Genomic DNA, 25,218 nt, shown 5'->3' with positions numbered 1-25,218 from the left:
ACGCGGGTGGCTAGCTGAGCAGCCCCGCTGACCTGGCCCAGCGGTACTTGGCGCCCAGGACGGCCACCGGCTTCTCGGTGGTGTACGGATAGGCCGCCACCCCGCGCTCGAAGAGGTACGCGCACGCCTCCTCCACCTCGGTGTCACCCGCGAGCGAGGCCACCACCGGTTTGGAGACGCCCCGCTCCCGGAACTCCGCCACGACCCGCGCGGTCAGCTCGGCGAACACCATCGGCGGGGTGACGATGGTGTGCCAGTAGCCCAGGACCAGGGCGTGGATCCGGGGGTCCGACAGGCCCAGCCGGATGGTCGCCTCGTAGGTGGACGGGGGTTCGCCCCCGGTGATGTCCACCGGGTTGCCGGCCGCGCCGAACGGCGGGATGAAGCGGCGGAAGGCGGCGTCCAGGTCGTCCGGGATCTCCATCAGCGACAGCCCGTTGTCGACGATGGCGTCCGACAGCAGCACCCCCGAACCCCCGGCGCCGGTGATGATGACGACGTTGTCACCCTGGGGTGTGGGCAGCACGGGCAGCGCCCGCGCGTACTCCAGCATCTCGTTCAGCCCCGGCGCGCGGATCACCCCGGCCTGCCGCAGGATGTCGTCGTAGACCGCGTCGTCCCCGGCCAGCGCGCCGGTGTGGGAGCCGGCCGCCCTGGCGCCCGCCGCCGTACGGCCCGCCTTGAGCACCACCACCGGCTTCCGGGGCACCGTGGCCCGCGCCGCCTCCACGAAGGCCCGGCCGTCCTTGAGGTCCTCCAGGTGCATCGCGATGCACTGGGTGCGGTCGTCCTCGCCGAACCAGGTGAGCAGGTCGTCCTCGTCCACATCCGACTTGTTGCCGAGGCCGACGATCGCCGAGACCCCGGTCTTCGTGGTCCGGGCGAAGCCGAGGATCGCCATGCCGATGCCACCGGACTGCGAGGTGAGCGCCACCGGGCCCTTGACGTCGTAGGGCGTGCAGAAGGTGGCGCACAGGTCCTGCCAGGTGGAGTAGTAGCCGTAGATATTGGGCCCCAGCAGCCGCGTCCCGTGCTCCTCGGCGATCTCCACGATCCGCCGCTGGAGGTCGTGTTCACCGGTCTCGGCGAAGCCGGACGGGATCAGCACGGCGTTCGGGATGCCCTTGCGGCCGACCTCCTCCAGCGCGGCGGGCACGAACGCCGCGGGGATCGCGAAGACCGCCACGTCCACCTCGCCGGGCACGTCCCCTACGCTCTTGTACGCCTTGCGGCCCAGGATGTCGTCGGCCTTGGGGTTCACCGGGTGGATCTCCCCGGGGAAGCCGCCGTCGATGAGGTTGCGCATCACCGAATTGCCGATCTTCCCGGGCTCGTTGGAGGCGCCCACCACCGCCACCGAGCGCGGCTGCATCAGCCGGCGCATCGAGCCCAGGATCTCCTCGCGCGAGTAGCGGCGGCGCGGCGGCGGGGGAGGGGCGCCGACCAGCAGCCGCACATCGGCGGCGAGCACCCCGCTCGGGGTGGCGAACACGGGGTTGAGATCGACCTCCGCGATCTCGGGGAAGTCCGCCACCAGACGCGAGACCCGCACGATCAGATCGGCGAGCGCCCCGCGGTCCACCGCCGCCCCGCCGCGCACCCCGCGCAGCACCTCGGCGGCGCGGATCCCGTCCAGCATCGACAGCGCCTCGTCCTGGCTCGCCGGGGCCAGCCGGAAGGTGATGTCCTTCAGCACCTCCACCAGCACCCCGCCGAGCCCGAACGCCACGACCTTGCCGAAGGTCGGATCGGTGACCGCGCCGACGATGACCTCCTGCCCGCCGTCCGGGACCATCTGCTGCACCTGCACGCCCTGGATCCGGGCCTGCGGGTCATGGGCGCGGGCGTTCGCGACGATCGCGGTGAACGCGCCGCGCACCTCGGCGCAGGACGTCAGCCCGACCCGGACCCCGCCCGCGTCGGTCTTGTGCAGGATGTCCGGGGACACGATCTTCAGCACGACCGGGAAGCCGATCCGGTCGGCGAGCGCCACCGCGTCGTCGGCGGACTCCGCCAGCCCCTCGGCCGGGGTCGGGATGCCATAGGCGTCGGTGATCCGCTTGCCCTCCGGCGCGGTCAGGGCCGTGCGTCCCTCGGCGCGGGCGGCGTCCAGCACCGCGCGCACGGTGTCCTTGTCGTACGTCACCGTCAGATCACTCCGTCCGTCTTGAGCAGCCGCACTTCCTCGTCGCCGAGCCCCAGCTCCCCGATGTAGACCTCCTCGTTGTGCTCGCCCAGCAGCGGGGAGCGCTCGACCCGGACCGGGGAGTCGGAGAGCTTCAGCGGGGAGCCGACCGTGGTGAAGGAGCCGCGCTCGGGGTGGTCCACCTCGACGATCATCCCGTTGGCCGCGAGCGACGCGTCCTCGACGATCTCCTTGGTGGACAGGATCGGCCCGCACGGGATGTTGTGGGCCGTGAGCTGCTCCAGCACCTCCCACTTGGGCAGGGTGCTGGACCACTCCTCGATCAGCTGGAACATCTTGGCCAGCTTCGGCAGCCGCGCCTCGGGCGAGGCCCACTCCGGGTCCTCGGCCAGCTCGGGCCGGCCGATCAGCCGGGTGATCGGCTCCCAGCCGACCGGCTGCACGATGACGTAGACGTAGTCGTTGGGGCCGCCGGGCGCGCATTTGACCGCCCAGCCGGGCTGGCCGCCGCCGCTGGCGTTGCCGCTGCGCGGCACCTCGTCACCGAAGTCGTCATTGGGGTACTCGGCCAGCGGCCCGTGCGCCAGCCGCTGCTGGTCGCGCAGCTTCACCCGGCACAGGTTGAGCACCGCGTGCTGCATCGCCACGTTGACCCGCTGGCCGCGCCCGGTGCGGGTGCGCTGGTAGAGCGCGGCGAGGATGCCCGCCACACAGTGCACCCCGGTCCCGGAGTCACCGATCTGGGCGCCGGTCGCCAGCGGCGGACCGTCCGCGAAACCGGTCGTGGACATCGACCCGCCCATGGCCTGCGCGACCACCTCGTACGCCTTGAACTTGGTGTACGGGCCCTCGCCGAACCCCTTGATCGAGGCGTACACCAGCCGCGGGTTGATCTCCTGGATCCGCTCCCAGGTGAAGCCCATGCGGTCCACCGCGCCCGGACCGAAGTTCTCCACCAGGACGTCGCTGCGGCGGATCAGCTCGGTCAGGATCTCCTTGCCGCGCTCGCTCTTGGTGTTGAGGGTGATGCTGCGCTTGTTGCAGTTGAGCATCGTGAAGTACAGCGAGTCCACGTCCGGGATGTCCCGCAGCTGGGTGCGGGTGATGTCGCCGCTGGTGTTCTCCAGCTTGATCACATCCGCGCCGAGCCAGGCGAGCAGCTGGGTGGCGGACGGACCGGACTGCACATGCGTCATGTCGAGGACGCGGATGCCGGACAGGGCCTGACCGGACTGGGCCTGACCGGGCGGGGCGTGATGGGGCTCAAGAGCCTGGGACATGGTGGTGGCTCCCTTACTTGTACATCGTCTGGTTCATCGTTCCGGGGGCGTACGCGTCCGGGTCCACCCAGACGTTGATCAGCGACGGCTTGCCGGACTCGCGGGCGCGGCGCAGCGCCGGGCCGATGTCCGCCGGGTCCCGGACCTCCTCGCCGTGGCCGCCGAGCATCCGCGCGAACTGGTCGTAGGGCACATCGCCGAGGGTGTTGCCGATCCGCTCGCGCTCCTCGCCGTACTTGGCTTTCTGGCCGTAACGGATCTGGTTCATCGAGGAGTTGTTGCCGACGATGCCGACGAATGGCAGGTCGAAGCGGACCAGCGTCTCGAAGTCCCACCCGGTCAGGGAGAAGGCGCCGTCGCCGAAGAGCGCCACCACCTCCTTGTCGGGGCGGGCCTGCTTGGCGGCCATCACGAACGGCACGCCGACGCCGAGCGTCCCCAGCGGCCCGGGGTCCATCCAGTGGCCGGGCGACTTGGGCTGGACCACCTGACCGGAGAAGGTGACGATGTCGCCGCCGTCGCCGATGTAGATCGAGTCCTCGGTGAGGAAGTCGTTGATCTCGCTGACCAGGCGGTACGGATGGATGGGGGAGGCGTCGGAGCGGAGGTTGGGGAGCCGCTTCTCGATCGCCTTCTGCTCGACGGCGCGCAGCTCGTCCAGCCACTCCTTGCGCTTGCCCGCCCCGCCGTCGATCCTGCCCGAGGCGGCCTGGGTGACGGCCGAGAGCACCAGCCCCGCGTCGCCCACGATGCCGAGGTCGATGTCGCGGTTCTTGCCGACCGTGCGGTAGTCGAGGTCGATCTGGACCACCGTGGCATCGGGGGAGAGCCGCTTGCCGTAGCCCATCCGGAAGTCGAAGGGCGTGCCGACGATGACGATGAGGTCGGCGTGGGAGAAGGCGTAGCGGCGGGAGAGCTGGAAGTGGTGCGGATCGCCGGGCGGCAGGGTGCCGCGCCCGGCGCCGTTCATGTACGCGGGCACGTTCAGGGTACGCACCAGCTCGACGGCCGCGTCGGTGGCGCGGGTGGTCCACACCTGACTGCCCAGCAGGATCGCCGGTTTCTCGGCCTGGACCAGCAGATCCGCCAGTTTCTGGACGGACTCGGGGTCGCCGGCGCCGCGGGTGGAGGCGCGGTAGTGCCCGGCCCGGGGGACGCGGGCCGTCTCCACCGGCACCTTGGCGTCCAGCACATCGCGCGGGATCTCCAGGAAGGAGGGGCCGGGGGCGCCGTGGAAGCACTCGCGGAAGGCCATCGAGACCATGTCGGCGGCGCGGGCGGTGTCCGGGACGGTGGCGGCGAACTTGGTGATCGGCGCCATCATGTCGACGTGCGGAAGGTCCTGCAGCGACCCCATCTTGTGCTGGCTGTGGGCACCTTGGCCGCCGATGAGCAGCATGGGTGACTCGGCGCGGAAGGCGTTGGCGACGCCGGTGACCGCGTCGGTGGTGCCGGGGCCGGCGGTGACGACGGCGCAGCCGGGCTTGCCGGTGATGCGGGCGTAGCCGTCGGCGGCGTGGGCGGCGACCTGTTCGTGGCGTACGTCGATGACATCGATGCCCTCGTCGACGCAGCCGTCGTAGATGTCGATGATGTGGCCGCCGCAGAGGGTGTAGATGACGTCGACCCCCTCTGCCTTGAGTGCTTTGGCGACCAAGTGCCCGCCGGAGATGAGGTTCTGGCTGTCGTCGGGCATGGCGAATCGCGTCCCTTCGTAGGGGTTCGGAGCTGTCGTGCGGTGGATTGCATACAGTCGACGTTATCCTGTATGAACTTTGTTATCCCACCATCGGCCGAGCGATGTCCAGGGGGCGTGCGCCACTCGTTCGAATCAGCGCTGGACCCAGCGCTGCTAACCGGCCAACAGGGAGCTGGCAATGGACCTGTACGAACACCAGGCACGGGAACTGCTCGACCGCGCGGGGGTGTTGGTGCCCCGGGCGGACGTCGTGGACTCGGCGGAAGCCGCCCGCGCGGCCGCCGAACGGCTCGGCGGACGCGTCGTCGTCAAGGCCCAGGTGAAGACCGGCGGCCGGGGCAAGGCAGGCGGGGTGCGGCTCGCCGACGACCCGGGCGCGGCCGAGCGGACCGCGCGCCGGATCCTCGGCATGGACATCAAGGGCCACACCGTCCACCGGGTGATGGTCGCCGAACCGGTCGCGGTGGAACGGGAGCTGTACCTCGCCTTCACCCTGGACCGGGCCGCGGGCCGCTTCCTGGCCATCGCCTCCGCCGAGGGCGGCATGGAGATCGAGGAGGTCGCCGCGCGCCGCCCCGGGGCGGTGGCCCGGATCGCGATCGACCCGGCCGAGGGGGTGACCGAAGCGAAGGCCGCCGAGATCGCCGCCGCCGGCGGACTGCCGCCGGCGGCGACCGGGACCATCCGCCGGCTGTGGACCGTCCTGACCACCCACGACGCCCTCCTGGCCGAGGTGAACCCACTGGTGCTGACGCATGAGGGGGCCATCGTGGCCCTGGACGGAAAGGTCACCCTGGACGACAACGCCCGCTTCCGGCAGCCCTCCTGGGACGCCACCGACGACCGCGCCCGGGACCCGCTGGAGGCGCGCGCCGCGGCCGCCGGACTCGGCTACGTCAAACTCGACGGCCGGGTGGGCGTCATCGGCAACGGCGCCGGCCTGGTCATGTCCACCCTGGACGCCGTCGCCGGTTGCGGCGCCCGCCCCGCCGACTTCCTCGACATCGGCGGCGGCGCCTCCGCCCAGGTGATGGCCGACGGACTGTCCCTCGTCCTCGACGATCCGGACGTGCGCGCGGTCCTGGTCAACGTCTTCGGCGGGATCACCGCCTGTGACGCGGTGGCCGAGGGCATCGTGCGCGCCCTGGACACCGTCACCCTCACCAAACCGCTGGTCGTCCGGCTCGACGGCAACAACGCCGCACGCGGCCGGGCCATCCTCGGCCGATTGGCGCATCCACTCGTCCACCAGGCCGACACCATGGACGGCGCCGCCGCGCGGGCCGCCGAACTCGCCGCGTAGGGGGCGCACCTCATGGCCATCTTCCTCACCAGGGACAGCAAGGTCATCGTCCAGGGCATGACCGGCGCGGAGGGCATGAAGCACACCCGCCGGATGCTCGCCGCCGGCACCGACGTCGTCGGCGGCGTCAACCCCCGCAAGGCCGGCACCCAGGTCGACTTCGACGGCCGTACGGTGCCCGTCTTCGGCTCCGTACGCCAGGCCATGGACACCACCGGCGCCGACGTGAGCGTCCTGTTCGTCCCGCCACCCCACGCCAAGGCCGCCGTCACCGAGGCCGCCGACGCCGGAATCCCGCTCGCCGTCGTCATCACCGAGGGCATCCCGGTCCATGACGCGGTCGCCTTCCAGGCGTACGCGCGGGCCCGTGCCACCAGGATCATCGGCCCCAACTGCCCCGGGCTGATCTCCCCGGGCCAGTCCAACGCCGGCATCATCCCCGCCGACATCACCAAACCGGGCCGCATCGGCCTGGTCTCCAAGTCCGGCACCCTCACCTACCAGCTGATGTACGAACTGCGCGACATCGGCTTCTCCACCTGCGTGGGCATCGGCGGCGACCCGGTCGTCGGGACCACCCACATCGACGCCCTGGCCGCCTTCGAGGCCGACCCCGACACCGACCTGATCGTGCTGATCGGCGAGATCGGCGGCGACGCGGAGGAGCGCGCCGCGCGGTACATCGCCGACCGGGTCACCAAGCCGGTCGTCGGCTACATCGCCGGCTTCACCGCCCCCGAGGGCCGCACCATGGGCCACGCGGGCGCGATCGTCTCCGGCTCGTCGGGCACCGCCGCGGCCAAGAAGGCGGCGCTGGAGGCGGCGGGCGTGAGCGTAGGGGCCACCCCCACGGAAACCGCGGGCCTGGCGCTGACCCTCCTGACCGCGCCACCCGGCAACCCGGCGTGACGCGACCGATACCCGATGCGCGATCCGCGGCCGGTCAGGGCCACGGCCACGCCGCACCCTCCCCGACTACCGCCTGATTCCCACCTGATCACTCACCGTGCCCACCCCGCGTCTCCCCAGGTCGGCGCGGGGGTGGGCGGACGGCATACGCAGGTGAAACGCACTCCGAAACCTTGGTATCGTTGTCCGTGTCGCCGCGGCCCACCGCGGGGACACACCTGGTCCGGGTGGCGGAATGGCAGACGCGCTAGCTTGAGGTGCTAGTGCCCTTTATTGGGCGTGGGGGTTCAAGTCCCCCCTCGGACACTCTCCATACGTACATCCGCGCGCCGGACAAGGTGACCGTCTCAAAGACGGGCCAGGAGGGCGTCGGCCTGTGAGCGCAGGAAGTAGGCCCACGTGCTGGAACTCCTGTCGGGTGCTGGATCGACGCCGCAGCCCGCCCCGTCCCACACCGGTCAGCGCCGGCAGGAGGTCGGCGCCGTGCGCCCGCTGTCTTCGGCCCGGTGACGGCTTGCGTCAGGAACCTGGCGCTCAGGAAACGCGGCCCACCTTCAGCACGAGCACTGTGACCGTCTCGTCCTCGGGCTCGTACAGGATGCGCCAGTCTCCGGCCGACAGCCGCCAGTAGGCGTAGCCGCCCAGTTGCCGGGCCTGCGGCGGGCGGGGATCGTCGCCCAGCTCGCGTACTGCGGCGGCGCACTCCTTGGCGCCTTGGGGGTCGAGCTGGCGCAGGCGGCGGAATTCGGTGGTGGCCTGCTGCTGCCACACCATGGTGTAGGTCACGATGCGGCGGCCTGGGCGTCCTCGGCATCCAGCTCGGCCATGAACGTCTCGTGCGTCACCACCGGCCCGCCGTCGGCCTTGCGGCGCTCGGCCTCTGCAATGTCGGCCTCGTCCCGCAGGCGGCGCAGTTCGGCGAGCTCGTCCAGGGGTACGAGGGCCGCAGCGGGGGTGCCATAGTCGCTGATCACGATGGTCTCGTGGCCGTGGCGGACCCGGTTGACGAGCTGGCCGAGCTCATTGCGGGCCTCCACGAGCGGATACGTCTGCTCCATAGGCAAACTGTACACATTGGCGGGTGCGTACGGAACGGTCGATCGAGACCATGTGTGACGGGCAGCGGTCTGTTGTCCGCTGTTGATCGCCGGGTCCCGGCAGCCTGCTGCCGGGACCCGAGTGGCGCAGCGCTCCGGTGCCTGCACGGCCTCGCTCTCCGACGCACACAACGGTCGCGGGCTGCCCACCTGGCGCACCGTGTATGGATACGTCCGGGCCAGTGGCGACGATCCGGCGCACTGGTGCTCGCGGTGGGAAAGCATCCGCCTTGCCCAGCGCACCGGCCAGGCCGAGGGCGGTCGACGCTCCGTGTCTCGAGGGGTGAGCCGTTTGCCCGCGGACACGAAGGTCGGGAGCATCACGCGCAGGCGGATCGGCCGGTGAAGAGGGAACTGGGCGGCACGCTGTACGAGGGGGCGCCACCGGTGGTGGCCGTGCCGACGCGCTTTCGCAGGGTTAATCCGCCGTCGCGTCGGCCAGTGGCTCTGTCGTTGAGTGCGGATGGCACTGTCGTGTCGGCGGAAGCGGCGCGGTGTCGGCGGGCAGGCTGGTCAGCCAGTAGTAGGTGGGCTCATCCTGGTGCGGCGGCCACTCGGCGATCAGGGTCTCGGCAGGCAGAACGCCGTCCCACTCGCCGCGCCCACCGGCCCTGTCTCGTGCGGCCCGTCGCCGCGACGCCGGCAGGGCGGACCTCCAGCACGATGAACCGGCTGGTCATCGTGCCTTTGCTGTCCTGGCGCCAGGTGCAACGCCGCAGCCGACGCCGTCCGGCGTTCGTGACCAGGTCTTTCAGGGAGCAGGCCGGTTCGCGGTAACGGGGCAGCCGCGGGGCGCCCATCCGCCCTTCCCGTTCCGGTGCGGTCGGCACCGCCTCGCCGGGGTGGGCACTGGTGTCACCGCGAACGGCCACGACGTAGTCCAGGCCGCGGCTGACCAGCGCATTCGCCCGCCTAGCGGCGCTGCCACGGCCGGCCACCTGAACGTCGGCATCGTCCCTGCACGCCCACGACCCGAGGAACCCAGGAGCAACGGACCCGCGCGTCGGGCCTCGGCCATGCCCGCACGGCAGCCAGCGATCAGAAACCCCACTTCACAACCATCACTCCAGCTCAGCCACCCGAAGCGAAACGGGGAGGCTAGGAGCGTCACATCGACACGGGCCGGGCAGAGTTCTTCTGCCCGGCCCGTTGCCCTCTGGGGCCGTCTGGGCCGTCAGCCGAAGTTGAGCGACCAGTCGGGTGGCACAGGCCTACCGGTCATCGAGCGTACCGAGCCCGCCCCGCCGAAACCTGAGGGCGGGTCCTATGAGGGGCCCGGCCCCGAACTGTGGCCTAGACGTACTTACCACTCACACCGATGGCACCGAGCCCTGACGGGCAGTCGGCCACGGCGCCTTCATAACCCGAGTTGGTGCGCCTGATCGGGGCCGCCGGGTCGCCGCACTTCACGGTGACCTGAACGTCCCTGCCGCTACCCGGGCAATACCGCAGCCCCCGGCCATGACCGTACTTGTAGTCCGTCCACATGCTGCAAGCGGCCGCGGCGGTGGAGGCCGTGGGGGAGGCCTGTGCCGAGGATACGGATGCTGCCTGGGCGGGCACCGTCATGGAGCCGACTGCGAGTGCACTGCCGAGTGCGGCGGTTGTAAAGGCATGCCGAAGTCGCATGAAGAAATCCTCTCGGATGGGGTTGGAGCTCCTCCCTGCTATTCGGGCAGGAGGAGCTGGTGAGAAACAGCCTGCCGTCAGCCGGGACGATCTCGACTGAGCAGCCGGGCACCACTGAGACTGCTGACCGCTGAGGGGCGGGGCAACGGCCACCGGCTGTCCCGGACAGACCCGGGCTGTCCGGGCTGGTCAGAGTCTTGTCCGGATCCCACCCCGGACAGCCGGGCATGGCGGAATCCGCCGTTGTCCCTTCTGTCAAAGCCGCAGCAAGATGACATTCATGGGGAACCTTGGGGAGTTGTCGCCGTATGAAGCCCGAGACGCTGCCGGTTTCATCGAGTCGATGCAGCAGCTCAAGGAGCGTTCAGGGCTGACATATCGCGAACTGGAGGCGCAGGCAGCCCGAAACGGTGACGTGCTGGCGCGCAGCACGCTGGCCGACGTCCTGAGGCGGACGAGCCTGCCGCCGCCCAATCTGCTGGCCGCGTTCGTCCGCGCCTGCGGGGACGGGCAGCGGGCCAGCGCCTGGCTGGACGCCAGAGACCGGATCGCCGCAGGTGTCGTTGCCGTGTCCGCCACGGCGCCGAGCTCCGTGCCCGAAGTCGACGCCACGGCCGAGGCTCACCTGCAAACTGAGGAATCCACGGGCTCGCATCCCCGCCGGACCAAGCGACGCACGGTCACGCTCGCGGCCGCGCTCATGGTCCCGCTGCTCGCCCTGGCCGCCTGGGAGTTACTCCCCGACGGCTCCGAAGCTCCGGGCGCAGGCGCACCGGCTGCTGCGGCCACCGCCTCCCGGACTCCCGCCGACGGCTGGGTCACCATCCGCCCCGCCCGCACACCCGACCTCTGCCTGACCGACGGACGCGACCGCGACGGCACCTACAACAGCGCCGTCGCCGTCCAAATCCCCTGCACCCAGGCCGCCGTGCCGCGCACCTATCTCGAACCGGTCGGCGAGGGCCGCTATCGCATCCAGTGGCACCACCCCCGGATGGGAAAGGGATGCCTGACGGTCATGGGCGCCGACCAGATCAAGGGCATGCTCGAACCACGTAATGACTGCACGCAAGGCACTCTGTTCCGCCTGGAACCCACCGCCGCTGACAGCGCCGGGGCTTTCCGGCTTCGCCCGGCCCACAGCAGCCGGTGCATCGGCATCCTTGACAACGACACCACCGAGGGTGCCGAAGCGATCGAAGAACCATGTACCGGAGCAGCCGACCAGCGCTTCCTCATCCGAACGAACTGACCCCCCGCACCGCGACTGGCTGTGGCTTCCGAGAACCTCGGGCCGTGACGGAACAGCAATAGCAGCCGCGGGCACCCGAGTGACATCAAAACTCGCCGGCATTCAGAGGCTCACAGGCCCTCAGATGACATCCGAACTCATGGAGAAACGACACTCGTTCGGAGTTAAGCAACCAGACACCGTGCTGTGCGCGAGCCGTTTGACCTTGCGCTGGTCCGCGAGGAACCGATCGGCGTCCTCCGGACCGCTTGTCCATACCGGCCGACCGAGGAACCGCACGTACTCGAAGATCGCCTGCCGGTCGTCGGCGATCGAACTGTCCGCCATCCCAGCGCCGACCCCGGCGAGCAGGAACTGGTCGACCAGCTCCTGCTCGAAGTCCTCGTACTCCTGTGCCGTCGCCCGTCGCCGCGGCGTACCGATCGACCGGACGACCGCGAGCGTCATCGACGCCTCAGCTCACTGCAAACGACCATGCGTCATGGAGAGCGGCAGAACGTCAGGAATCTCGACGCAACGTCGAAGTCTCCAGGCGATCGAGTGAACCCCCGCTCACCAGTGCCGCAGGTCAGAAGATGGTGGGTCGAGCAGAAGGAACTCACGGGAGTCCCGACACACCAACCAGGCAGCAACACACCAGGTCAGATGCCTTCCCGCCCCCAATAAGCTCCCCTCCGAGCGTCATCCGTGACCTCGCTCCCGTGCCGCCCCCGCTTCCGGGAGGCGTGCCGAGGGCCCTCGGCCTTGGAGGAACGCCTCGACGTCCTCGACGAGCCGGTCGGTCTCCTCGGAGGCGAGCTGGTGGCCGGAGTGCTCGTAGACCTCGAAACGGGCGCCGGGGATCCCACGGGCGACCTCCTGGCCGGCCTCCGGCGGGTTCAGGCCGTCGGCGCGGCCGGAGACGACGAGGGTCGGCGCGGCGATCGTCGCGAGCCCGGGTCGGAGGTCGAAGCCGCGCAGCGAGCGGTCGATCGCGGCCCGTTCCTCGGGGGTGAGGACGACCCGTTGCGCCGCGAGCTGGGCGGCCAGAATCTCCTCGCGCCGCGCCTGTGAAGTGTGCGGGGACCACAGCACCTCGGCCAGGAAGGCAGTGGTCTCCTCCGGCGTGGCCGTCGTGAGGTCGAAGCCCTTCCGGGCCGCATAGGCGGCTGTGGAAGAGGTCCGGCCGTGCGCCTTCGGGACGACGAGCACGAGCGCGGAGACCCGCGCCGGCTCCAGGATCGCCGCCTGCGCGGCGAGGTAGGAGCCCATCGAGATGCCGAGGATCGCTGCGTTTGGGTAGCCGAGGGCGGCGATGAGCCCGGCCAGGACCCGTCCCTGGTCTTCGATGCCGAACTCGGCCGGATGCGAGGAGAGGCCGTGTCCGAGGGCGTCCGGCGCGATCACCCGGAACCGCCGGGCGAAGCGCTGCGCGAGCGGCGCCAGCTCTGCGGACTCGCCGTAGAGTCCGTGCACCAGCACGAGCGGCGGCGATCCCGCCTCGCCGTGCTCCTCGTAGTGGATGATGTTCCCGTCGATCTGCAGCTCGGGCATCCCCGATCCTTTCTGTCGATGCGCGGGCGTCGCGCGATAAAACCACGTTCATCGCCAGAGACGCCGCTGCCGCCTCTGGCCGACGCCGGCACTTGGCTGTCACCGGGTTGCCAGGGCAGCCAGGTCGAAGGCGCGAGGAGGGCCGGCGAGGGCAGCCTTGGCCTCGACGCTGAGGCCGTCGAGAATCTCGATCTCTCCTGCTTCGATGCCGTCCAGCGCGAGACAGGCGAGAGTGGCCGGGTTGTTCATCACCTCAGCGGAGAACGTCAATCCGATGTCCTTCATGGCGTCGCGCAGCGTCGCGGTGCCGATGAGCCCGGCGACAAGCGTGGTGACGAGGGTCCCCTGGCCCGCCAGCTCCAGCCGCACGCCGTTGGTCAAGCCCCACTGCGCGGACTTGGCGGCGGAAAGAGCCGTATTCGCCTCAACAGTGGTCCAGGCAGCGAGCGACAGGACATTGAGGATGGCGCCGCCGCCGTTCTTGGCCAGGACGGGAGCGAATGCCCGGATCATGTCGAGTGTGCCGAAGAAGTGGGTGTCGATCATCTGCCCGATCGCGGCGCGGTCACCGGTCATCAGGCTTGCCACGTCAGTGGAGGCAGCATTGTTGACCAGGAGGTCGACATCGTCGGCGGTCCGGCTGGCGGCGTCGATGGAGTCCCTGTCGGTGATGTCGAGCGACAGCACCTCAGCGCCTGGGATGTCGACGAGTTCTGGGCGGCGAGCGGTCGCGTAGACCTTGGCGCCGCGCCGTACCAGTTCTTCGGTCAGGTGGCGACCGAACCCTCGGTTCGCACCGGTGACGAGAGCGGTCGCTCCGTGGATGCGCATGGAAGATCCACTCGATTCTGTTGCGTGACGATCAGGCAAAAAAAGTGACCGTGCGGTCAGTATCGAACCCTAAGTCGAACATGACCGGGCGGTCAACTTGCTAGGATGTTGATATGCCTCCAGCAGCTCGTCCGGCCCGTGTCGATGCCGTCCGCAACCGCGCTTCGCTGTTGGCGGCGGCCGAGGCCGAGTTCGCGGAGCGGGGCATCGACGCCTCGGTCGCCGACATAGCCCACCGGGCGGGCGTGGCAAAGGGCACGGTCTTCCGCCACTTCGCCACGAAGGACGATCTGGTCGCGGCCGTAGCCGGTGATCGCCTCGCCCGGCTCGTGGCCGTTGCCCGACGCCTTTCGGAGTCGCCCGACTCCGGTGTGGCCCTCCGGGAATTCCTGTCCGCAGCCGCGGAGATCCTGCAGCAGCAGGGCCTCGCGTTCCTGCGGGCGGCCAGCGAGTGCAACCCCGTGGTCGCCGAAATCCGCGACCAGTTGCTCGCGAGCGCCGGAGTTCTGGTCGATCGGGCGCGTCGAGACGGTATCGTGCGAGCGGATGTCACCGGGGCTGACGTCCTGCTGCTGACCTGTGCCACCGTCCACACCGTCGCGGCGATGTCAGACCCGACACCGGACCTGTGGCGGCGCTACCTGGCTATCGTCATCGACGGGCTGCGCCCCGAGGGCGCCAGTCCGTTGCCGGGGCCGGCCCCGGAGCGGCTCTAGTTTCCACCGCCTCCGCAGGTACATCCGGGCAGGCACGGTGCAGTCGGTGGCGGACTCGGACCGGTGCGCCGTGGCGTGACGTGCCGGAGCGCCACGGCCCTTGGGATCGGGTGTGTGACCTGTTCCGGTGCTGGCAGCGGGACGGCACCTGGGCCGGGATCGTCACCCGGTTGCAGGCGGAGGCCGACGCCAAGGGGTTGATCACCTGGGACGTGAACGTCGACTCCACCGTCTGTCGGGCCCATCAGCATGCCGCCGGGGCGTCGAAAAAGGGGGACCTGCGGAAGGAGCCGCCCGGTGGCATCGCCGTCGAGCCGGCCGACCACGGGATCGGACGTTCCCGGGGCGGGCTGACCACCAAGGTCCACCTCGCCGTCGAGCAGGGGCAGAAGCCGCTGTCTGTGCTGATTACGGCCGGGCAGCGAGGCGATTCTCCGCAGTTCGAGCCCGTCCTGGACGCGATTGGGGTCCCCCGCCTCGGACGCGGCCGGCCTCGCAGGCGACCGGACCGGGTGCGGGCCGACAAGGCATACGACTCACGCCGCAACCGGGCCTGCCTGCGAAGGCGCGGCATCAAGGCGACCATCCCGGTCCCCGCAGACCGCGTCCGCAACCGTCAAAAGCTCGGCTCCCGAGGCGGCCGGCCGCCGAAGTTCGACAGGACCGACTACCGCGGGCGGCACATGAAACATCACCGAGATCCTCGCCGACCTGCAGGCCCAGCATGATGAAACCGCGGCCAGGGCCGGTGAACTACGCCACCAGATCGCGCACTTGACCGCCGCCCTGACCGAGACCGAAGCGCGGCTCGCGGACCTGGCCACTACCCGGAAGGTCATCGCCGAACTCGCACCGGCCGGAGGAAGCGAAAGCGGACCGCCCGAGACGAACACCACCTACCAGGCCATCGTGAACGCCTTCAACCAACACCCCGACCAGCAGTTACGGGCCCGTGAGCTGCACGAACTCCTCGGCCTGCCCGCCGATGAGGCATCCGTCAACGTCACCCGCGCACGCCTCGAACGTCTCCTCCGCCAAGGCTTTCTCACCCAGCCCGGACGAGGCCGCTACCAGAAACGGACTTAACGCCCTCTAACGAACTACCGGTAACGGAGTCCTACTGGATGATTGATTGATTCCAAGGGGCAGCGGCTGGGGAGCGAGGTGCCTGGTCTCACTGACCGCCTGCAACCACTGACCTCGAAATCGATCATCTGGAGCTACGCAGGGTCTTCCGCGGCGCGGCGGAGGTGTTCGAGCCAGGCGTCGAGGGACTGGCCGAGCAGCTTCCGCGAGTTCTCCGTGTCGGCATCGACCGGGTCGCCCGACCAGGACTCCTCGTTGCGCACCAGGGTTCCGTCGCCGTCGGCCTCGAAACGCCACTCGTGGATGGCGGTGATGCCGTGGGCGGTGCCGCCCCACAGGATGCGCCTGGGGGCCTCGACGGCGTAGATGGTGGAACCGATGGACAGGCCGGCGCTGGTCCAGTGGAAGGTGTTGCCGGGCGTCACGGGACCGTCGATCCGGGCGGATTCGATGTCGGTCTGCCAGCGAGGCCAGGCGCCAACGTCGGTGTGCAGCTGCCATACCCGCTCGATGGGGGCGGCGATTCGGATGCTGTGCCGGGAGACCACCGGGGCGGTCTCGTCGATACCGCCGGGGGTGAGCTCGGAATGGGTCATGGCTATTCCTCAGTGCTAGACGCCGGAACCTTGGAGATAAGGTAGCTCGTTCGTTAGAACTTATAACTGTCGAACGAGGGTGTCAAGTAATCCCTTGCCCCGGCCGTCACCCGCCGCCTGGCCGACCCCACGTCGAAGCCGCCGTCGCTGCCTGCCAGCGCCCCTCAAGCCCTCGCGATCACCGCCTGGATGATCGATTCCGAGGTCAGTGGTCGTAGGCGGTCGGTGAGCGGATGGTCGAGCCGGCGGTCTTGTGGTGATGCCAGATCGCGGCCGTCAGGGGCGAAGGCGATCGGCGGGACGGGCGGCCGGTTCTGGACGGCATAGCCGCTGATCTGCGCGGACGCACCGCCGCCACCCCGTTCCCGTGGTTGCCGGAGGCGGGCGGGGGACCGTCCGGACCCGTGCCGGTTCGGCCCGGCCTCCTTGACAACCACCGCACCGGGCCTGCAATCTTCCATTACACGGAAAGCATATTCCGCATCCTGGAATTAGGGTGGAAGGAGGCGCGGCCCAGATGCCGGCTTTTGACCTCGACGCAGCCGCAGACCAGCGCTTCAGCGTCAACCTGTCGATCCTCTTCACGGAACTCCCGCTTCTGGAGCGTCCCGCGGCCGCCGCGGCGGCGGGCTTCTCGGCGGTCGAGCTGTGGTGGCCCTGGCCCGGCTCCCCCACTCCCGAGCCGACCGGCCTCGACGCGCTCAAGAAGGCGATCGAGGACGCCGGCGTCCAGCTCACAGGGCTGAACTTCTACGCCGGACAGCTTCCGGGCCCCGACCGCGGCGCCCTGTCGATCCCGGGGGAGGAGTCGGACAGGTTCCGCGCCAACATCGGTGTGGCCGCGGACTTCGCCGCCTCGCTGGGCTGCAGGGCGCTCAACGCCCTGTACGGCAACCGCGTCGAGGAAGCCGACCCGGCCGAGCAGGACGCGCTTGCGCTGGAGAACCTGGTCCTCGCGGCCCGCGCCGCCGATCGGATCGGCGCGGTCCTTCTTGTCGAGGCCCTCAACAAGCCCGAGTCGCCGCTGTATCCGCTGGTGTCGGCACCGGACGCGGTGGCGGTCGCGGACAAGGTCAACGCGACGACGGGACTTGGGAACGCGAAGTTCCTGATGGACCTGTACCACCTGTCGATGAACGGCGAGGACCTGCCCCGGGTCATCGAGCAGTTCACGTCCCGGACCGGCCATGTGCAGATCGCCGACAGCCCCGGCCGCGGCGCCCCGGGGACCGGCTCGCTCCCCCTGGCACAGTTGCTCGGCCAGCTGCGGAAGGCCGGTTACGACGGCTGGGTCGGCCTGGAGTACAAGCCGGGCGGCGGGCCGAGTTCCGGGGCCTTCGAGTGGCTCCCGCGCGAGTTGCGCTGAATCCCTGGACATCACACAGCAGTTGAGAGAGGCACCCATCATGACCACGAACAGCACTCTTCCCAAGATCGCTTGGATAGGCCTCGGGATCATGGGCTCGCCGATGTCCGAGAACCTGATCAAGGCGGGTTACCACGTCACCGGCTACACGCTGGAGCGGGACAAGCTGGACCGCCTGGCCGCCGCCGGCGGCACCGCGGCCGGTTCGATCGCGGAGGCCGTCCGCGACGCCGACGTGGTGATCACGATGGTGCCCGCGTCCCCGCAGGTCGAGGCGGTCGCCTACGGCCCGGACGGCATCCTGGAGAACGCGCGGTCCGGCGCCCTGCTGATCGACATGTCCTCGATCAACCCGCAGACCTCGATCGACCTGGCCGCCGCCGCCCGGGACAAGGGTATCCGCGCCCTGGACGCCCCGGTGTCCGGCGGTGAGGCGGGCGCCGTCGAGGCGGCTTTGTCGATCATGGTCGGCGGTCAGCAGGCCGACTTCGACGCCGCGAGGCCGGTGTTCGAGGCACTGGGCAAGACCATCGTGCTGTGCGGTCCGCACGGCTCCGGCCAGACCGTGAAGGCGGCCAACCAACTGATCGTCGCCGTGAACATCCAGGCCTGCGCCGAGGCCGTGGTCTTCCTGGAGAAGTCCGGCGTGGACCTCACGGCGGCTCTGGACGTGCTCAACGGCGGTCTCGCGGGCTCCACCGTGCTGACGCGGAAGAAGGACGCCTTCCTGAACCGCGACTTCCAGCCGGGCTTCCGTATCGACCTGCACCACAAGGACATGGGCATCGTCACGGACGCCGCGCGCAACGTCGGCGCCGCCCTGCCGGTCGGTGCCGTGGTCGACCTTCGGCTTCAACGACCTTCTCGAGGACGCGGACGGCTATCTGATCGCAAAACGGGTGCGCGGCGGCCAGGACATCGTCACGGCGGTCCGGAACCACTACCACGGCAGCGGCGGCCTCACCCGGATCGGCGACTTCCTCACCAAACGGTTCAGCGGGCTTGCCAGCACCGCCACCGACATGGCCCGGAACATGCTGACGATGAGCGACGACCCCACCATCGCGCTGGGGCGGGCGAAGCTGATCTACGGCATCGCGGGGTACGACACGCTGCTGCCCGAGATGCTCCCCGCCGACAAGCTCACTGAATTCTGCCGGGGGTTCGCCGACTCGCTGCTGGCCAGGGCCGGACAAGAGGGCCTGAAGAAGGCCACCTACCTCGCCAACCAGAAGAAGAACCTGAGAGATTCGCAATGATTTTTGCCGGGGCTGCCCTCCTGCTGCTCGTCTTCGTCCTCGTGAAGTCCGTGCGCCTGTTGAGGGCACGGGCCTTCTCCTGGCGTGATCCACGGGCGTGGTCGGCGGCCGCCGCGGTATGCATCGGCATCACGTTTTTCGTGTACATGTTCGGAGCGCTGTCCGGTTTCACGCAGACAAGCGAGATCTGCGCCGTGAAGTCCGGGCACGGGTCCGGAAATCGGCCCGACTCGGTCACGGAGACCGCGTTCCCGCTGAGTCATGAGTGCCGGTGGAACGACGGCACCACGATCGATCTCGTTCCGGTCTGGGTGAACCCGGTGGTCTTCGTCTTCGCCGCAGGTTTCGTTCTGTGTTCCGCCAAGGCCGTGCACACGGCCGTCACGCCGAGAACCGTTACGTCGAGAACAGGAGCCAGTTCATGAGCGATGTCCTACCCACCGCCTCGCGGTTCGGCCGCCGAGACTTCCTGACCGCCGGGCTCGGCATAGCGGGCGGCGTCGCCCTGTGGGCGGGCGGGTTGACCGGCCCGGCCACAGCGGCCGGAGCCGAGAGAGCGTTATGGCGCGAAAAGAGATCAGCGAACCGCTGGCCGGTGACCAGCGAGGTCCACGAGCACCAGGCGGAGGGCACTGAGCAGGTGACCTTCCCCCTCGTGGCGGGCGATGTGGCCACGGTGCTGCTCTTCGTGGCCCGTCGCTTCAACTACGAGATCGCCACCCTGAACGCGGGCGAGATCACCGGCCACACCATGGACCGCACCGTTTCGACGCGGTACGAGAGCAACTACCTCTCGGGCACAGCGATCGCGATCCGTCCCGTGTTGTACCCCGTCGGCTCCAAGGACGGGCTCTTCCCGCACGAGATGGTCGTCGTCCGGGACATCCTCGCCGACTGTGAGGGAGTGGTGCGATGGGGCGGCGACGAGAAGATCCCGAAGGAAAGCCACTTCCAGATCGATGTGGGCCCCGGCGACGAGCGGCTCGCCACCGTCGCCCGGAAGTTCGAACAGTGGGACCGCACCCCGGGCGCCGGGCCCGGAACGATCAACCCCTTCGCCCCTCAGCGGGAGCGCGCCGCTGTCGGTGCCGGCACTGGCTGGGCCGATACGGCAAGACCGGCGGCCCGGCGAAGGCCACCCGGCAGCCACCCGGCCCGAGACGATCGCCGACCTCAATCTGCGAGCTGCAGCCCCGCGTGGCTCCATCTGTCTGGTACGCCGGTGTGGCCCTCGTGAACGCGGGAGACTCCTCGCGGGGGGTCGATCTCGGTCGCGTGCAGAAAATCCAGAAAACGAGCCGCGACGGGCGAGAGGTCCTGAGAGCAGCGGTACATCACGCCGGTGACCCTGGTTGCTCCCGGAGCATCCACGGGTACCGCGACGAGATCATCCAGACCGAAACCCTGCAACTTCAGGGCCGGCAGAGCTGCCACGCCCACGCCGGCCCGTAGCAGCCCGTGGATCGTCGCCGCGCTACAGGCATTGAAGTGGTGGCTCACCGAGATCGAGTGCTTGCTGAACGCAGCGTCGGTGATCGCTCGGACGCTGGTTCCGGGCCGCGTTGCGACCACGGTCTCACCATCGAAGTCCGCCCACGAGAGGGAATTCCGCGCCGACCAAGGATGGCTGTGGTGCGCGACGCCGTAGAACTGTTCCCGCAGCAGTGGTGTGAAACAGAAGCCGTCCGGCAGGTCACCGTGGGCGGTCAAGCCGAGTTCGACAGTTCCACCTCCGAGGCGTTCGACCACGTCATCCGCGGCCCCGTCGATGATCTCGAACTCCACCTCGGGGTGATCCAGCAGGAAGCCGCGCATCATGCCCGGCAGCACAGCCGCCGCGAGCGACGGAAGCGTGGCTACGGCGATGGTTCCGGACTGGGCCGCTACGTACGACATGAAGCGGCCCAGTCGCATGTCCATGTCGTCGAGGACGGCGCCCGTCATGAGGAGAAAGGCATGCCCCGCGGCCGTGAGGTCGAGCTGCCGAGTGGTGCGGTCGAACAACCGCACCCGCAGGAGACGCTCGACTTCCTTGATCCTTCTGCTGAGGACCGACGGAGAGATGTGCTCTGCCGCGGCTGCTTTCGTGAAACTGCCGGATGCGGCGAGTGTCCGGACTGCGCGAAGCTGCTGCAACGTCAGGTCAGGGACCGGCATGGCTCCATCCCTTGCCGCATACTCGGGTGGACGTGGCAGTCATGACTGAACCTGTGGTCCGGCGGCGCAGGAGCCGTTGTCGGCCTGCCCGGCCGGCCCCGAGCGCTTGACCGTTTCCCGTGACATGCCGCGGGAAACGGGGATGGCGGACAACAACGGCTGACGGCCACGGCAGGCACGGGATGAGATCACCCGATGGTTGATCAACACCTCTAGAGTGCCGTCAGACGAGTGTTCAGTTCTTCGCTCACACATCACGCTGAACGCCCTCCTCCCACGCCTGCGGACCGATCTCACTTCACGCGATCTTCATGTGATCAACCACCTAGTTCGGCCTCGAGCGCACATGGTGTGCGATCGCCGCATCGTCGTTCGCGCCGTACATGTCGTCGATCAACGGTGCGAACGAGCTCACGACGGCATTGCGCTTGATCTTGCCGTTCGCGGTGCGCTCGCCGCGCTCGACCTCCAGGGGCCGCGGCAGAACGCGAAAGTCCTTCAGCTGCTCTACCCGCGCGAGGTCCGCGTTGACCCGAGCGACCTCCGCTCGCAGGCGTTCGGCCAGCACCTCTGCCGACTGGGCCGCTGCGGTTGTGCTCGGCTCGAGCAGGACAGTGAGGTACTTGCGGGCGTCGCCGACGACGATCGCTTCGTTGATCAGCAAGCTCTCCTTCAACCGCGTTTCGATGGGCTGAGGATGGATCGTTTTGCCGCCTCGGGTGATGATCACGTCCTTCTTCCGGCCGATGAGCCGGATGTCGCCGCGGGGTGTGCGCTCCATCAGGTCACCGGTGCGGAACCAGCCGTCCTGGAAAACAGCCTCGGTCTCCGCCGGGTTGCGCCAGTATCCGTCGAAGAGCAACGGCGCGCGGAGCAGCATTTCGCCATCGTCCGCGGCTTTCACCTGGAACCGTGGGTCCGGGAATTCCCTGCCGATGAAGCCCGGACGGGGGAACGGCTGGTCGAAATGAGCGATGGGACACCCGGCGGTCTCGGTGAGACCGTAGTTCTCGCGAAGGTCGAGCCCCCAGATCTGCCAAATCGCGATGACGCTTTCGGGCATCGCGGCAGACGCGGTGTAGGCAACGCGGATGCGATCCATTCCGACGGTTGCCCGCAGTGGCAAGAACACCCAGCGAAGTGCGGCAGCGTACGCGATCCGCAGCGGTACCGAGGGCCGGCGACGGGACCAGCGGCGTTCGGCTACTCTGCGGCCGGCCCACATGGCGGCGCCATAGGCGTAGCGACGAAGCCGCGGCCAGACCTCCGTCTGTGCGATCAGTTCGCCGGCGATCTTCTCGTAGAACCGCGGCGGCCAGAGCACTGCTGTCGGCCGCACCGAACGCAACACGTCTTCGTAGTCACCCATGCGGCAGTATGTGACCACCAGCCGTGAGAGCAGCGGCGCGAACACCGACACCAACGCCGGCGCCACGTGGGCCAACGGCAGGAAGCCCACGGCATCGTGCTCGTGGCGGAGGAGCTGCGGGTAGAGGCCGACGAAGGTCTGAACCGCGTGCTGAAGCGTGCGGTGCGTGTGGGTGACGCCTTTCGGAACTCCCGTGGATCCCGATGTGTAGAACAGCACCGCGGCATCGTCGAGGGAGCCGCCGGCGACCAGCTCGGACAGAGGATCGGCGCTGTCGTCGGCGTACCGTGTTCCTTCTTCGCACAGCGCTTCCCACGTTGTCCTTTGGATCACCTCGGGCAGCTCCGGCGGAGTGGCGTCGATTCCGACCACGAGCCGCAGCTTCGGTGTGTGTGCGGCGACCTCCGCCACCTTGCTGAGCTCCGTCGTCGTCTCGCCGATGAAGGCGACGGCCTCGCTGTGGGCGAGGAGTTGCTCGATCTCGGCAGGTGAGTTGGTCGGATAGACGCCGATCACGACGCCGCCGGCACTCTGCACGGCCAGCGCGGCGAACACCCACTCCGGGCGTGCGCTGCCCATCACCGCGACGCGATCGCCGTGCCGCACACCGTGCGCGACCAGGCCGAGCGCGAGATCTTGCACGCGATCCCGGTACGTTCGCCACGTGATCGCCTGCATGGCCCCGTCCCGCCAGTAACGCAGCGCGACGGCGTCGGGTTCCCTGTTCGCGCGATCGAGCAGCAGCCCCGGTAGCGTCCGGGTCGGCTCGAAATTGATCAGATCCATGACACGGCCTCTCTTCCGGAGCCGACAAGCCCGGGCCCGATGAGATTCATGCGGCACTCTCCCCGAGGTGCAGGAAGTCACCTCGGTACCACGTCACCGGCTTGCCGCTGCCTGTCCGCGCGTCGTGTACCCGGCCGATGAGGATCACATGATCTCCGCCGGGTACGACGTGCTCCAGTTCACAATGGATGACTGCCGCCGCATCGGGGAGGAGCGGGTGACCGCTCTCATCGAATGCGAAGGCTCCGTACGCGAACTTGTTTTCACCTTTTGTCGCGAACTTGATCGCTAACTCCGCGTGTGCGGGTGTCACGATGTTGACGATGAACCGCTCGGCCGCCATGAAGACGGGGGAGCAGTCCGCTCCTCGGTCCAGGCATACCAGGACGAGCGGCGGATCGAGTGACAGCGCCGCGAAGGAACTCGCGGTGAACCCGTGCAGCGTGCCTGACGCGCTGCGCGTTGTCACGATCGTCACGCCGGAAGGGAAGCGGGCTAACGCCGAGCGGAAGGCGGCCGGGTCCAGCCCTTGGAATTGATCAACCACGATATCCCTCGCGGGCGGCTCGGGCGGCAGGGTCGTTGAAGACCATCCGGGCGTCGGCAACCGTGACGCGGAGCTGCTCTTCGACCGGCCAACGGGAAGTTCCTGAGTGCAGGGCCCGTTTCAGCGCCGCGTACACGGCAGGTGGTTTCGCCGCCGCAGCGCGTGCGTCCGCCATCGCGGTCGCGAGCAGGTCGTCCTGCTCGACCACCTGGTCGACGATGCCCATCCGCTCCGCGTCGAACGCGTCGACGGGCTCTCCGCCCAGCAGGAGGCGCCGGGCCGCGCGGTCGCCCAGGACCTCGCGCACTCGAGTGATCCCCTTCACGGCCGGCAGCATCCCGTGGTTGATCTCGGGGAAGACGAAACGCGCCTCAGTCGACGCGTACACCCTGTCGGCGAACAGGGCCATTTCGATGCCGCCACCGACGCACCAGCCGTTGACCGCACACACCAGCGGCCGGGCAAAGTGCTCCAGAGCGCAGAGCAGTGCGTGAAACGACGCCATCCGCTCGACCATCGAATCGGCCCCGAAGCCGATGGCTTCCTTGATGTCGCCACCCGCGCAGAAGAAGCGCTCACCAGCTCCCGTCAAGACCACCGCGGGGGTGCCGGGGCCGTCGGCGAGGGTTTCCAGCGTCGTTGTCAGCTCGCTGACGAGCGAGTTGCTGAGCGCGTTCGCCGGCGGGTGGTTCAGGGTGAGTACCACCACGCCGTCCACTTCGTCGGACGCGTGCACAGCGCTGGGCGCTGTGTTGTGCGAGGCAATGCTCATGCTCGCCTTCCCTCAGTTCGCCGGTCCGCCAGCGGCGCGAGCGGAGGGGAAGTCCACGGGGCGCTTCTCCCGGAAAGCCTGGCGTGCTTCGGCGTAGTCGGCACCGGCGAAGTCGAGGATCTCGAGTGCCGCGGACATCTCGTGCTGAGGCATCGCGTTGGTGAGCCAGGCGTTGAGCGCACGCTTGGTGAAACGGAGCGCCTGCTGGGAACCGCGGGCCAGCTGGGACGCGACCTCGAGCGCGCGGGGCAGCACCTGCTCGCGGGGAACGGACAGGCTCACGAGCCCGATCCGCTCGGCCTCGGCGCCCGTCAGCTTCTCGGAGGTGAGCACGTAGTACTTGGTCTTGGCCATGCCGACAAGCAACGGCCAGATGAGCGCGGCGTGGTCGCCGGCGGTCACACCGACCTTGGTATGGCCTTCGATCAGCACCGCGTCGTCCGCGGCGATGCTGATGTCGGCGAGAAGCGCGGTCGACAGCCCGTAGCCGACCGCGGGGCCGTTGATCGCGGAGATGATCGGCTTCTCGATGCGCAACATCGTCGCGACCCGCTTGCGTTCGGTCTCCAGTATCGCGAGCGCGTCCTGGGGCGTGGGATCGGGCTGAGCGACGTCCATCCCGGTACAGAAGGCCTTGCCGGCCCCGGTGATGACGACGACCCGGGTCTGGTCGTCGCGCTCGACGTCGGCCCAGATCTGGTTCATCTCCTCGAACATCGGCAGGGTGAGCGAGTTGTACCGGTCGGGTCGATTGATCGTGATCTGGAGGACGCCGTTGTCGTGGCGTTCGGTGAGGATGTCGCCGGTGCCGTGCTGGTAGAGGGCGGTCATCGGCTGGTCTCCTTGGTGTGTGTGGGGTTGTGCTGGGCGTGGAACTGTCGGAGT

Annotated in this window: 25 protein-coding genes, 1 tRNA gene and 1 pseudogene; 12 read left to right on the top strand and 15 right to left on the bottom strand. The window is 69.0% G+C overall.

Going from position 1 to position 25,218, the window contains the following annotated elements; all coding sequences use genetic code 11:
• Nucleotides 1-10: 10 nt before the first annotated feature.
• From AXW62_RS27690 to AXW62_RS27680, 3 genes are read right to left on the bottom strand one after another with little or no spacing between them, the layout of a single operon-like run.
• Nucleotides 11-2,146 carry an acetate--CoA ligase family protein gene (locus AXW62_RS27690; protein WP_060946916.1) on the bottom strand — a complete coding sequence of 712 codons (2,136 nt, stop codon included), beginning with the start codon at nucleotides 2,144-2,146 and terminating at the stop codon, nucleotides 11-13.
• A 2-nt stretch (nucleotides 2,147-2,148) separates the two neighbouring features.
• A complete protein-coding gene (gene frc / locus AXW62_RS27685; RefSeq protein WP_060946915.1) occupies nucleotides 2,149-3,426 on the bottom strand; it encodes a formyl-CoA transferase in 1,278 nt (425 codons plus the stop codon).
• A gap of 13 nt (nucleotides 3,427-3,439) precedes the next feature.
• Nucleotides 3,440-5,122, bottom strand: a complete 1,683-nt coding sequence (locus AXW62_RS27680; RefSeq protein WP_060946914.1) for a thiamine pyrophosphate-binding protein — start codon at nucleotides 5,120-5,122, stop codon at nucleotides 3,440-3,442.
• A gap of 181 nt (nucleotides 5,123-5,303) precedes the next feature.
• On the opposite strand from AXW62_RS27680, the gene sucC reads away from it, so the two are divergent.
• The 3 genes from sucC (at nucleotide 5,304) to AXW62_RS27665 (ending at nucleotide 7,643) form a co-directional block, all read left to right on the top strand.
• The gene (gene sucC, locus AXW62_RS27675) at nucleotides 5,304-6,428 is read left to right on the top strand and encodes an ADP-forming succinate--CoA ligase subunit beta (RefSeq protein WP_060946913.1); all 1,125 of its coding nucleotides are present in this window, start codon (nucleotides 5,304-5,306) and stop codon (nucleotides 6,426-6,428) included.
• A gap of 12 nt (nucleotides 6,429-6,440) precedes the next feature.
• A complete protein-coding gene (gene sucD, locus AXW62_RS27670) occupies nucleotides 6,441-7,337 on the top strand; it encodes a succinate--CoA ligase subunit alpha (protein ID WP_060946912.1) in 897 nt (298 codons plus the stop codon).
• A gap of 221 nt (nucleotides 7,338-7,558) precedes the next feature.
• A tRNA-Leu gene (locus AXW62_RS27665) sits at nucleotides 7,559-7,643 on the top strand.
• A 228-nt stretch (nucleotides 7,644-7,871) separates the two neighbouring features.
• Here the strand turns inward: AXW62_RS27665 and AXW62_RS27660 are convergent.
• The 3 genes from AXW62_RS27660 to AXW62_RS47250 all read right to left on the bottom strand — a co-directional run bounded on the left by AXW62_RS27660 (nucleotide 7,872) and on the right by AXW62_RS47250 (nucleotide 9,306).
• Entirely contained in the window at nucleotides 7,872-8,123 is a 252-nt protein-coding gene (locus tag AXW62_RS27660; RefSeq protein ID WP_060946911.1) for a type II toxin-antitoxin system RelE family toxin, read from the bottom strand.
• Entirely contained in the window at nucleotides 8,120-8,395 is a 276-nt protein-coding gene (locus tag AXW62_RS44140; RefSeq protein ID WP_060946910.1) for a type II toxin-antitoxin system Phd/YefM family antitoxin, read from the bottom strand. The genes AXW62_RS27660 and AXW62_RS44140 overlap by 4 nt, the downstream gene beginning before the upstream one ends.
• 572 nt (nucleotides 8,396-8,967) lie before the next feature.
• A complete protein-coding gene (locus AXW62_RS47250; RefSeq protein ID WP_435842679.1) occupies nucleotides 8,968-9,306 on the bottom strand; it encodes a transposase in 339 nt (112 codons plus the stop codon).
• Between the two features lie 1,100 nt (nucleotides 9,307-10,406).
• Between AXW62_RS47250 and AXW62_RS27650 the strand changes: the two genes are divergently transcribed.
• A complete protein-coding gene (locus AXW62_RS27650; protein WP_252368760.1) occupies nucleotides 10,407-11,315 on the top strand; it encodes an RICIN domain-containing protein in 909 nt (302 codons plus the stop codon).
• A 120-nt stretch (nucleotides 11,316-11,435) separates the two neighbouring features.
• Here AXW62_RS27650 and AXW62_RS27645 read toward each other — a convergent pair whose 3' ends face one another.
• The 3 genes from AXW62_RS27645 to AXW62_RS27635 form a co-directional block, all read right to left on the bottom strand.
• Nucleotides 11,436-11,762, bottom strand: a complete 327-nt coding sequence (locus tag AXW62_RS27645) for a hypothetical protein (RefSeq protein ID WP_060946908.1) — start codon at nucleotides 11,760-11,762, stop codon at nucleotides 11,436-11,438.
• Nucleotides 11,763-11,996: 234 nt separating this feature from the next.
• On the bottom strand, nucleotides 11,997-12,848 hold the full coding sequence (locus AXW62_RS27640; protein WP_060946907.1) for an alpha/beta fold hydrolase: 852 nt from the start codon (nucleotides 12,846-12,848) through the stop codon (nucleotides 11,997-11,999).
• A 99-nt stretch (nucleotides 12,849-12,947) separates the two neighbouring features.
• The gene (locus AXW62_RS27635; RefSeq protein ID WP_060946906.1) at nucleotides 12,948-13,679 is read right to left on the bottom strand and encodes an SDR family NAD(P)-dependent oxidoreductase; all 732 of its coding nucleotides are present in this window, start codon (nucleotides 13,677-13,679) and stop codon (nucleotides 12,948-12,950) included.
• Between the two features lie 113 nt (nucleotides 13,680-13,792).
• On the opposite strand from AXW62_RS27635, the gene AXW62_RS27630 reads away from it, so the two are divergent.
• From AXW62_RS27630 to AXW62_RS27620, 3 genes are read left to right on the top strand one after another with little or no spacing between them, the layout of a single operon-like run.
• Nucleotides 13,793-14,395 (top strand): TetR/AcrR family transcriptional regulator, encoded by a 603-nt coding sequence (locus tag AXW62_RS27630; protein ID WP_060946905.1) that lies wholly within the window; start codon nucleotides 13,793-13,795, stop codon nucleotides 14,393-14,395.
• Complete coding sequence (locus AXW62_RS27625; RefSeq protein WP_289306026.1) at nucleotides 14,308-15,123, top strand: IS5 family transposase; 816 nt, start codon at nucleotides 14,308-14,310, stop codon at nucleotides 15,121-15,123. The genes AXW62_RS27630 and AXW62_RS27625 overlap by 88 nt, the downstream gene beginning before the upstream one ends.
• A gap of 46 nt (nucleotides 15,124-15,169) precedes the next feature.
• Nucleotides 15,170-15,481, top strand: coding sequence for a hypothetical protein (locus AXW62_RS27620; RefSeq protein ID WP_244502902.1), 312 nt, complete (start codon nucleotides 15,170-15,172; stop codon nucleotides 15,479-15,481).
• 134 nt (nucleotides 15,482-15,615) lie between these two features.
• Here AXW62_RS27620 and AXW62_RS27615 read toward each other — a convergent pair whose 3' ends face one another.
• Nucleotides 15,616-16,077 (bottom strand): SRPBCC family protein, encoded by a 462-nt coding sequence (locus tag AXW62_RS27615; protein WP_060946903.1) that lies wholly within the window; start codon nucleotides 16,075-16,077, stop codon nucleotides 15,616-15,618.
• A 517-nt stretch (nucleotides 16,078-16,594) separates the two neighbouring features.
• Here AXW62_RS27615 and AXW62_RS27610 point away from each other — a divergent pair.
• The 5 genes and pseudogenes from AXW62_RS27610 (at nucleotide 16,595) to AXW62_RS27585 (ending at nucleotide 19,939) form a co-directional block, all read left to right on the top strand.
• Complete coding sequence (locus AXW62_RS27610) at nucleotides 16,595-17,443, top strand: TIM barrel protein (RefSeq protein WP_060946902.1); 849 nt, start codon at nucleotides 16,595-16,597, stop codon at nucleotides 17,441-17,443.
• Between the two features lie 40 nt (nucleotides 17,444-17,483).
• A pseudogene (locus AXW62_RS41510) lies at nucleotides 17,484-18,284 on the top strand (2-hydroxy-3-oxopropionate reductase); the annotation flags it as partial.
• The gene (locus tag AXW62_RS47555; RefSeq protein WP_060946899.1) at nucleotides 18,274-18,702 is read left to right on the top strand and encodes a hypothetical protein; all 429 of its coding nucleotides are present in this window, start codon (nucleotides 18,274-18,276) and stop codon (nucleotides 18,700-18,702) included. The pseudogene AXW62_RS41510 and the gene AXW62_RS47555, both read left to right, overlap by 11 nt.
• Complete coding sequence (locus AXW62_RS27590) at nucleotides 18,699-19,127, top strand: hypothetical protein (protein WP_060946898.1); 429 nt, start codon at nucleotides 18,699-18,701, stop codon at nucleotides 19,125-19,127. The genes AXW62_RS47555 and AXW62_RS27590 overlap by 4 nt, the downstream gene beginning before the upstream one ends.
• Complete coding sequence (locus AXW62_RS27585; RefSeq protein WP_252368756.1) at nucleotides 19,124-19,939, top strand: M15 family metallopeptidase; 816 nt, start codon at nucleotides 19,124-19,126, stop codon at nucleotides 19,937-19,939. The genes AXW62_RS27590 and AXW62_RS27585 overlap by 4 nt, the downstream gene beginning before the upstream one ends.
• Here AXW62_RS27585 and AXW62_RS27580 read toward each other — a convergent pair.
• The 5 genes from AXW62_RS27580 to AXW62_RS27560 all read right to left on the bottom strand — a co-directional run bounded on the left by AXW62_RS27580 (nucleotide 19,876) and on the right by AXW62_RS27560 (nucleotide 25,164).
• The gene (locus AXW62_RS27580; protein ID WP_060946897.1) at nucleotides 19,876-20,859 is read right to left on the bottom strand and encodes a LysR family transcriptional regulator; all 984 of its coding nucleotides are present in this window, start codon (nucleotides 20,857-20,859) and stop codon (nucleotides 19,876-19,878) included. The two genes, AXW62_RS27585 and AXW62_RS27580, sit on opposite strands and share 64 nt — an antisense overlap.
• 325 nt (nucleotides 20,860-21,184) lie before the next feature.
• Complete coding sequence (locus AXW62_RS27575) at nucleotides 21,185-23,014, bottom strand: AMP-dependent synthetase/ligase (protein WP_060946896.1); 1,830 nt, start codon at nucleotides 23,012-23,014, stop codon at nucleotides 21,185-21,187.
• A 46-nt stretch (nucleotides 23,015-23,060) separates the two neighbouring features.
• Nucleotides 23,061-23,561, bottom strand: coding sequence for a flavin reductase family protein (locus tag AXW62_RS27570; protein ID WP_051887044.1), 501 nt, complete (start codon nucleotides 23,559-23,561; stop codon nucleotides 23,061-23,063).
• Nucleotides 23,554-24,333: an enoyl-CoA hydratase/isomerase family protein gene (locus AXW62_RS27565; protein WP_060946895.1), complete on the bottom strand. Its 780-nt coding sequence runs from the start codon at nucleotides 24,331-24,333 to the stop codon at nucleotides 23,554-23,556. Before AXW62_RS27565 ends, AXW62_RS27570 begins: the two co-directional genes overlap by 8 nt.
• A 12-nt stretch (nucleotides 24,334-24,345) precedes the next feature.
• Nucleotides 24,346-25,164, bottom strand: coding sequence for an enoyl-CoA hydratase/isomerase family protein (locus AXW62_RS27560; protein ID WP_060946894.1), 819 nt, complete (start codon nucleotides 25,162-25,164; stop codon nucleotides 24,346-24,348).
• Nucleotides 25,165-25,218 lie beyond the last annotated feature (54 nt).

The sequence above is a fragment of the Streptomyces hygroscopicus subsp. hygroscopicus genome (assembly GCF_001553455.1).
Lineage (GTDB): Bacteria > Actinomycetota > Actinomycetes > Streptomycetales > Streptomycetaceae > Streptomyces > Streptomyces hygroscopicus.
The sequence above is the reverse complement of the archived record's forward strand: the minus strand, read 5'-3'. Positions and strand labels throughout refer to the sequence as shown.

What these genes read in the sequence shown, in the direction of transcription:
- AXW62_RS27585 (WP_252368756.1), top strand. Translation starts at nt 19,124, where the DNA reads ATGAGCGATGTCCTACCCACCGCCTCGCGGTTCGGCCGCCGAGACTTC.
- AXW62_RS27680 (WP_060946914.1), bottom strand. Translation starts at nt 5,122, where the DNA reads ATGCCCGACGACAGCCAGAACCTCATCTCCGGCGGGCACTTGGTCGCC.
- AXW62_RS27575 (WP_060946896.1), bottom strand. Translation starts at nt 23,014, where the DNA reads ATGGATCTGATCAATTTCGAGCCGACCCGGACGCTACCGGGGCTGCTG.
- AXW62_RS27640 (WP_060946907.1), bottom strand. Translation starts at nt 12,848, where the DNA reads ATGCCCGAGCTGCAGATCGACGGGAACATCATCCACTACGAGGAGCAC.
- frc (WP_060946915.1), bottom strand. Translation starts at nt 3,426, where the DNA reads ATGTCCCAGGCTCTTGAGCCCCATCACGCCCCGCCCGGTCAGGCCCAG.
- AXW62_RS27645 (WP_060946908.1), bottom strand. Translation starts at nt 11,762, where the DNA reads ATGACGCTCGCGGTCGTCCGGTCGATCGGTACGCCGCGGCGACGGGCG.
- AXW62_RS27630 (WP_060946905.1), top strand. Translation starts at nt 13,793, where the DNA reads ATGCCTCCAGCAGCTCGTCCGGCCCGTGTCGATGCCGTCCGCAACCGC.
- AXW62_RS27580 (WP_060946897.1), bottom strand. Translation starts at nt 20,859, where the DNA reads ATGCCGGTCCCTGACCTGACGTTGCAGCAGCTTCGCGCAGTCCGGACA.
- AXW62_RS27560 (WP_060946894.1), bottom strand. Translation starts at nt 25,164, where the DNA reads ATGACCGCCCTCTACCAGCACGGCACCGGCGACATCCTCACCGAACGC.
- AXW62_RS27610 (WP_060946902.1), top strand. Translation starts at nt 16,595, where the DNA reads ATGCCGGCTTTTGACCTCGACGCAGCCGCAGACCAGCGCTTCAGCGTC.
- sucC (WP_060946913.1), top strand. Translation starts at nt 5,304, where the DNA reads ATGGACCTGTACGAACACCAGGCACGGGAACTGCTCGACCGCGCGGGG.
- AXW62_RS27590 (WP_060946898.1), top strand. Translation starts at nt 18,699, where the DNA reads ATGATTTTTGCCGGGGCTGCCCTCCTGCTGCTCGTCTTCGTCCTCGTG.
- AXW62_RS27635 (WP_060946906.1), bottom strand. Translation starts at nt 13,679, where the DNA reads ATGCGCATCCACGGAGCGACCGCTCTCGTCACCGGTGCGAACCGAGGG.
- AXW62_RS27615 (WP_060946903.1), bottom strand. Translation starts at nt 16,077, where the DNA reads ATGACCCATTCCGAGCTCACCCCCGGCGGTATCGACGAGACCGCCCCG.
- AXW62_RS27650 (WP_252368760.1), top strand. Translation starts at nt 10,407, where the DNA reads ATGCAGCAGCTCAAGGAGCGTTCAGGGCTGACATATCGCGAACTGGAG.
- AXW62_RS44140 (WP_060946910.1), bottom strand. Translation starts at nt 8,395, where the DNA reads ATGGAGCAGACGTATCCGCTCGTGGAGGCCCGCAATGAGCTCGGCCAG.
- AXW62_RS27565 (WP_060946895.1), bottom strand. Translation starts at nt 24,333, where the DNA reads ATGAGCATTGCCTCGCACAACACAGCGCCCAGCGCTGTGCACGCGTCC.
- sucD (WP_060946912.1), top strand. Translation starts at nt 6,441, where the DNA reads ATGGCCATCTTCCTCACCAGGGACAGCAAGGTCATCGTCCAGGGCATG.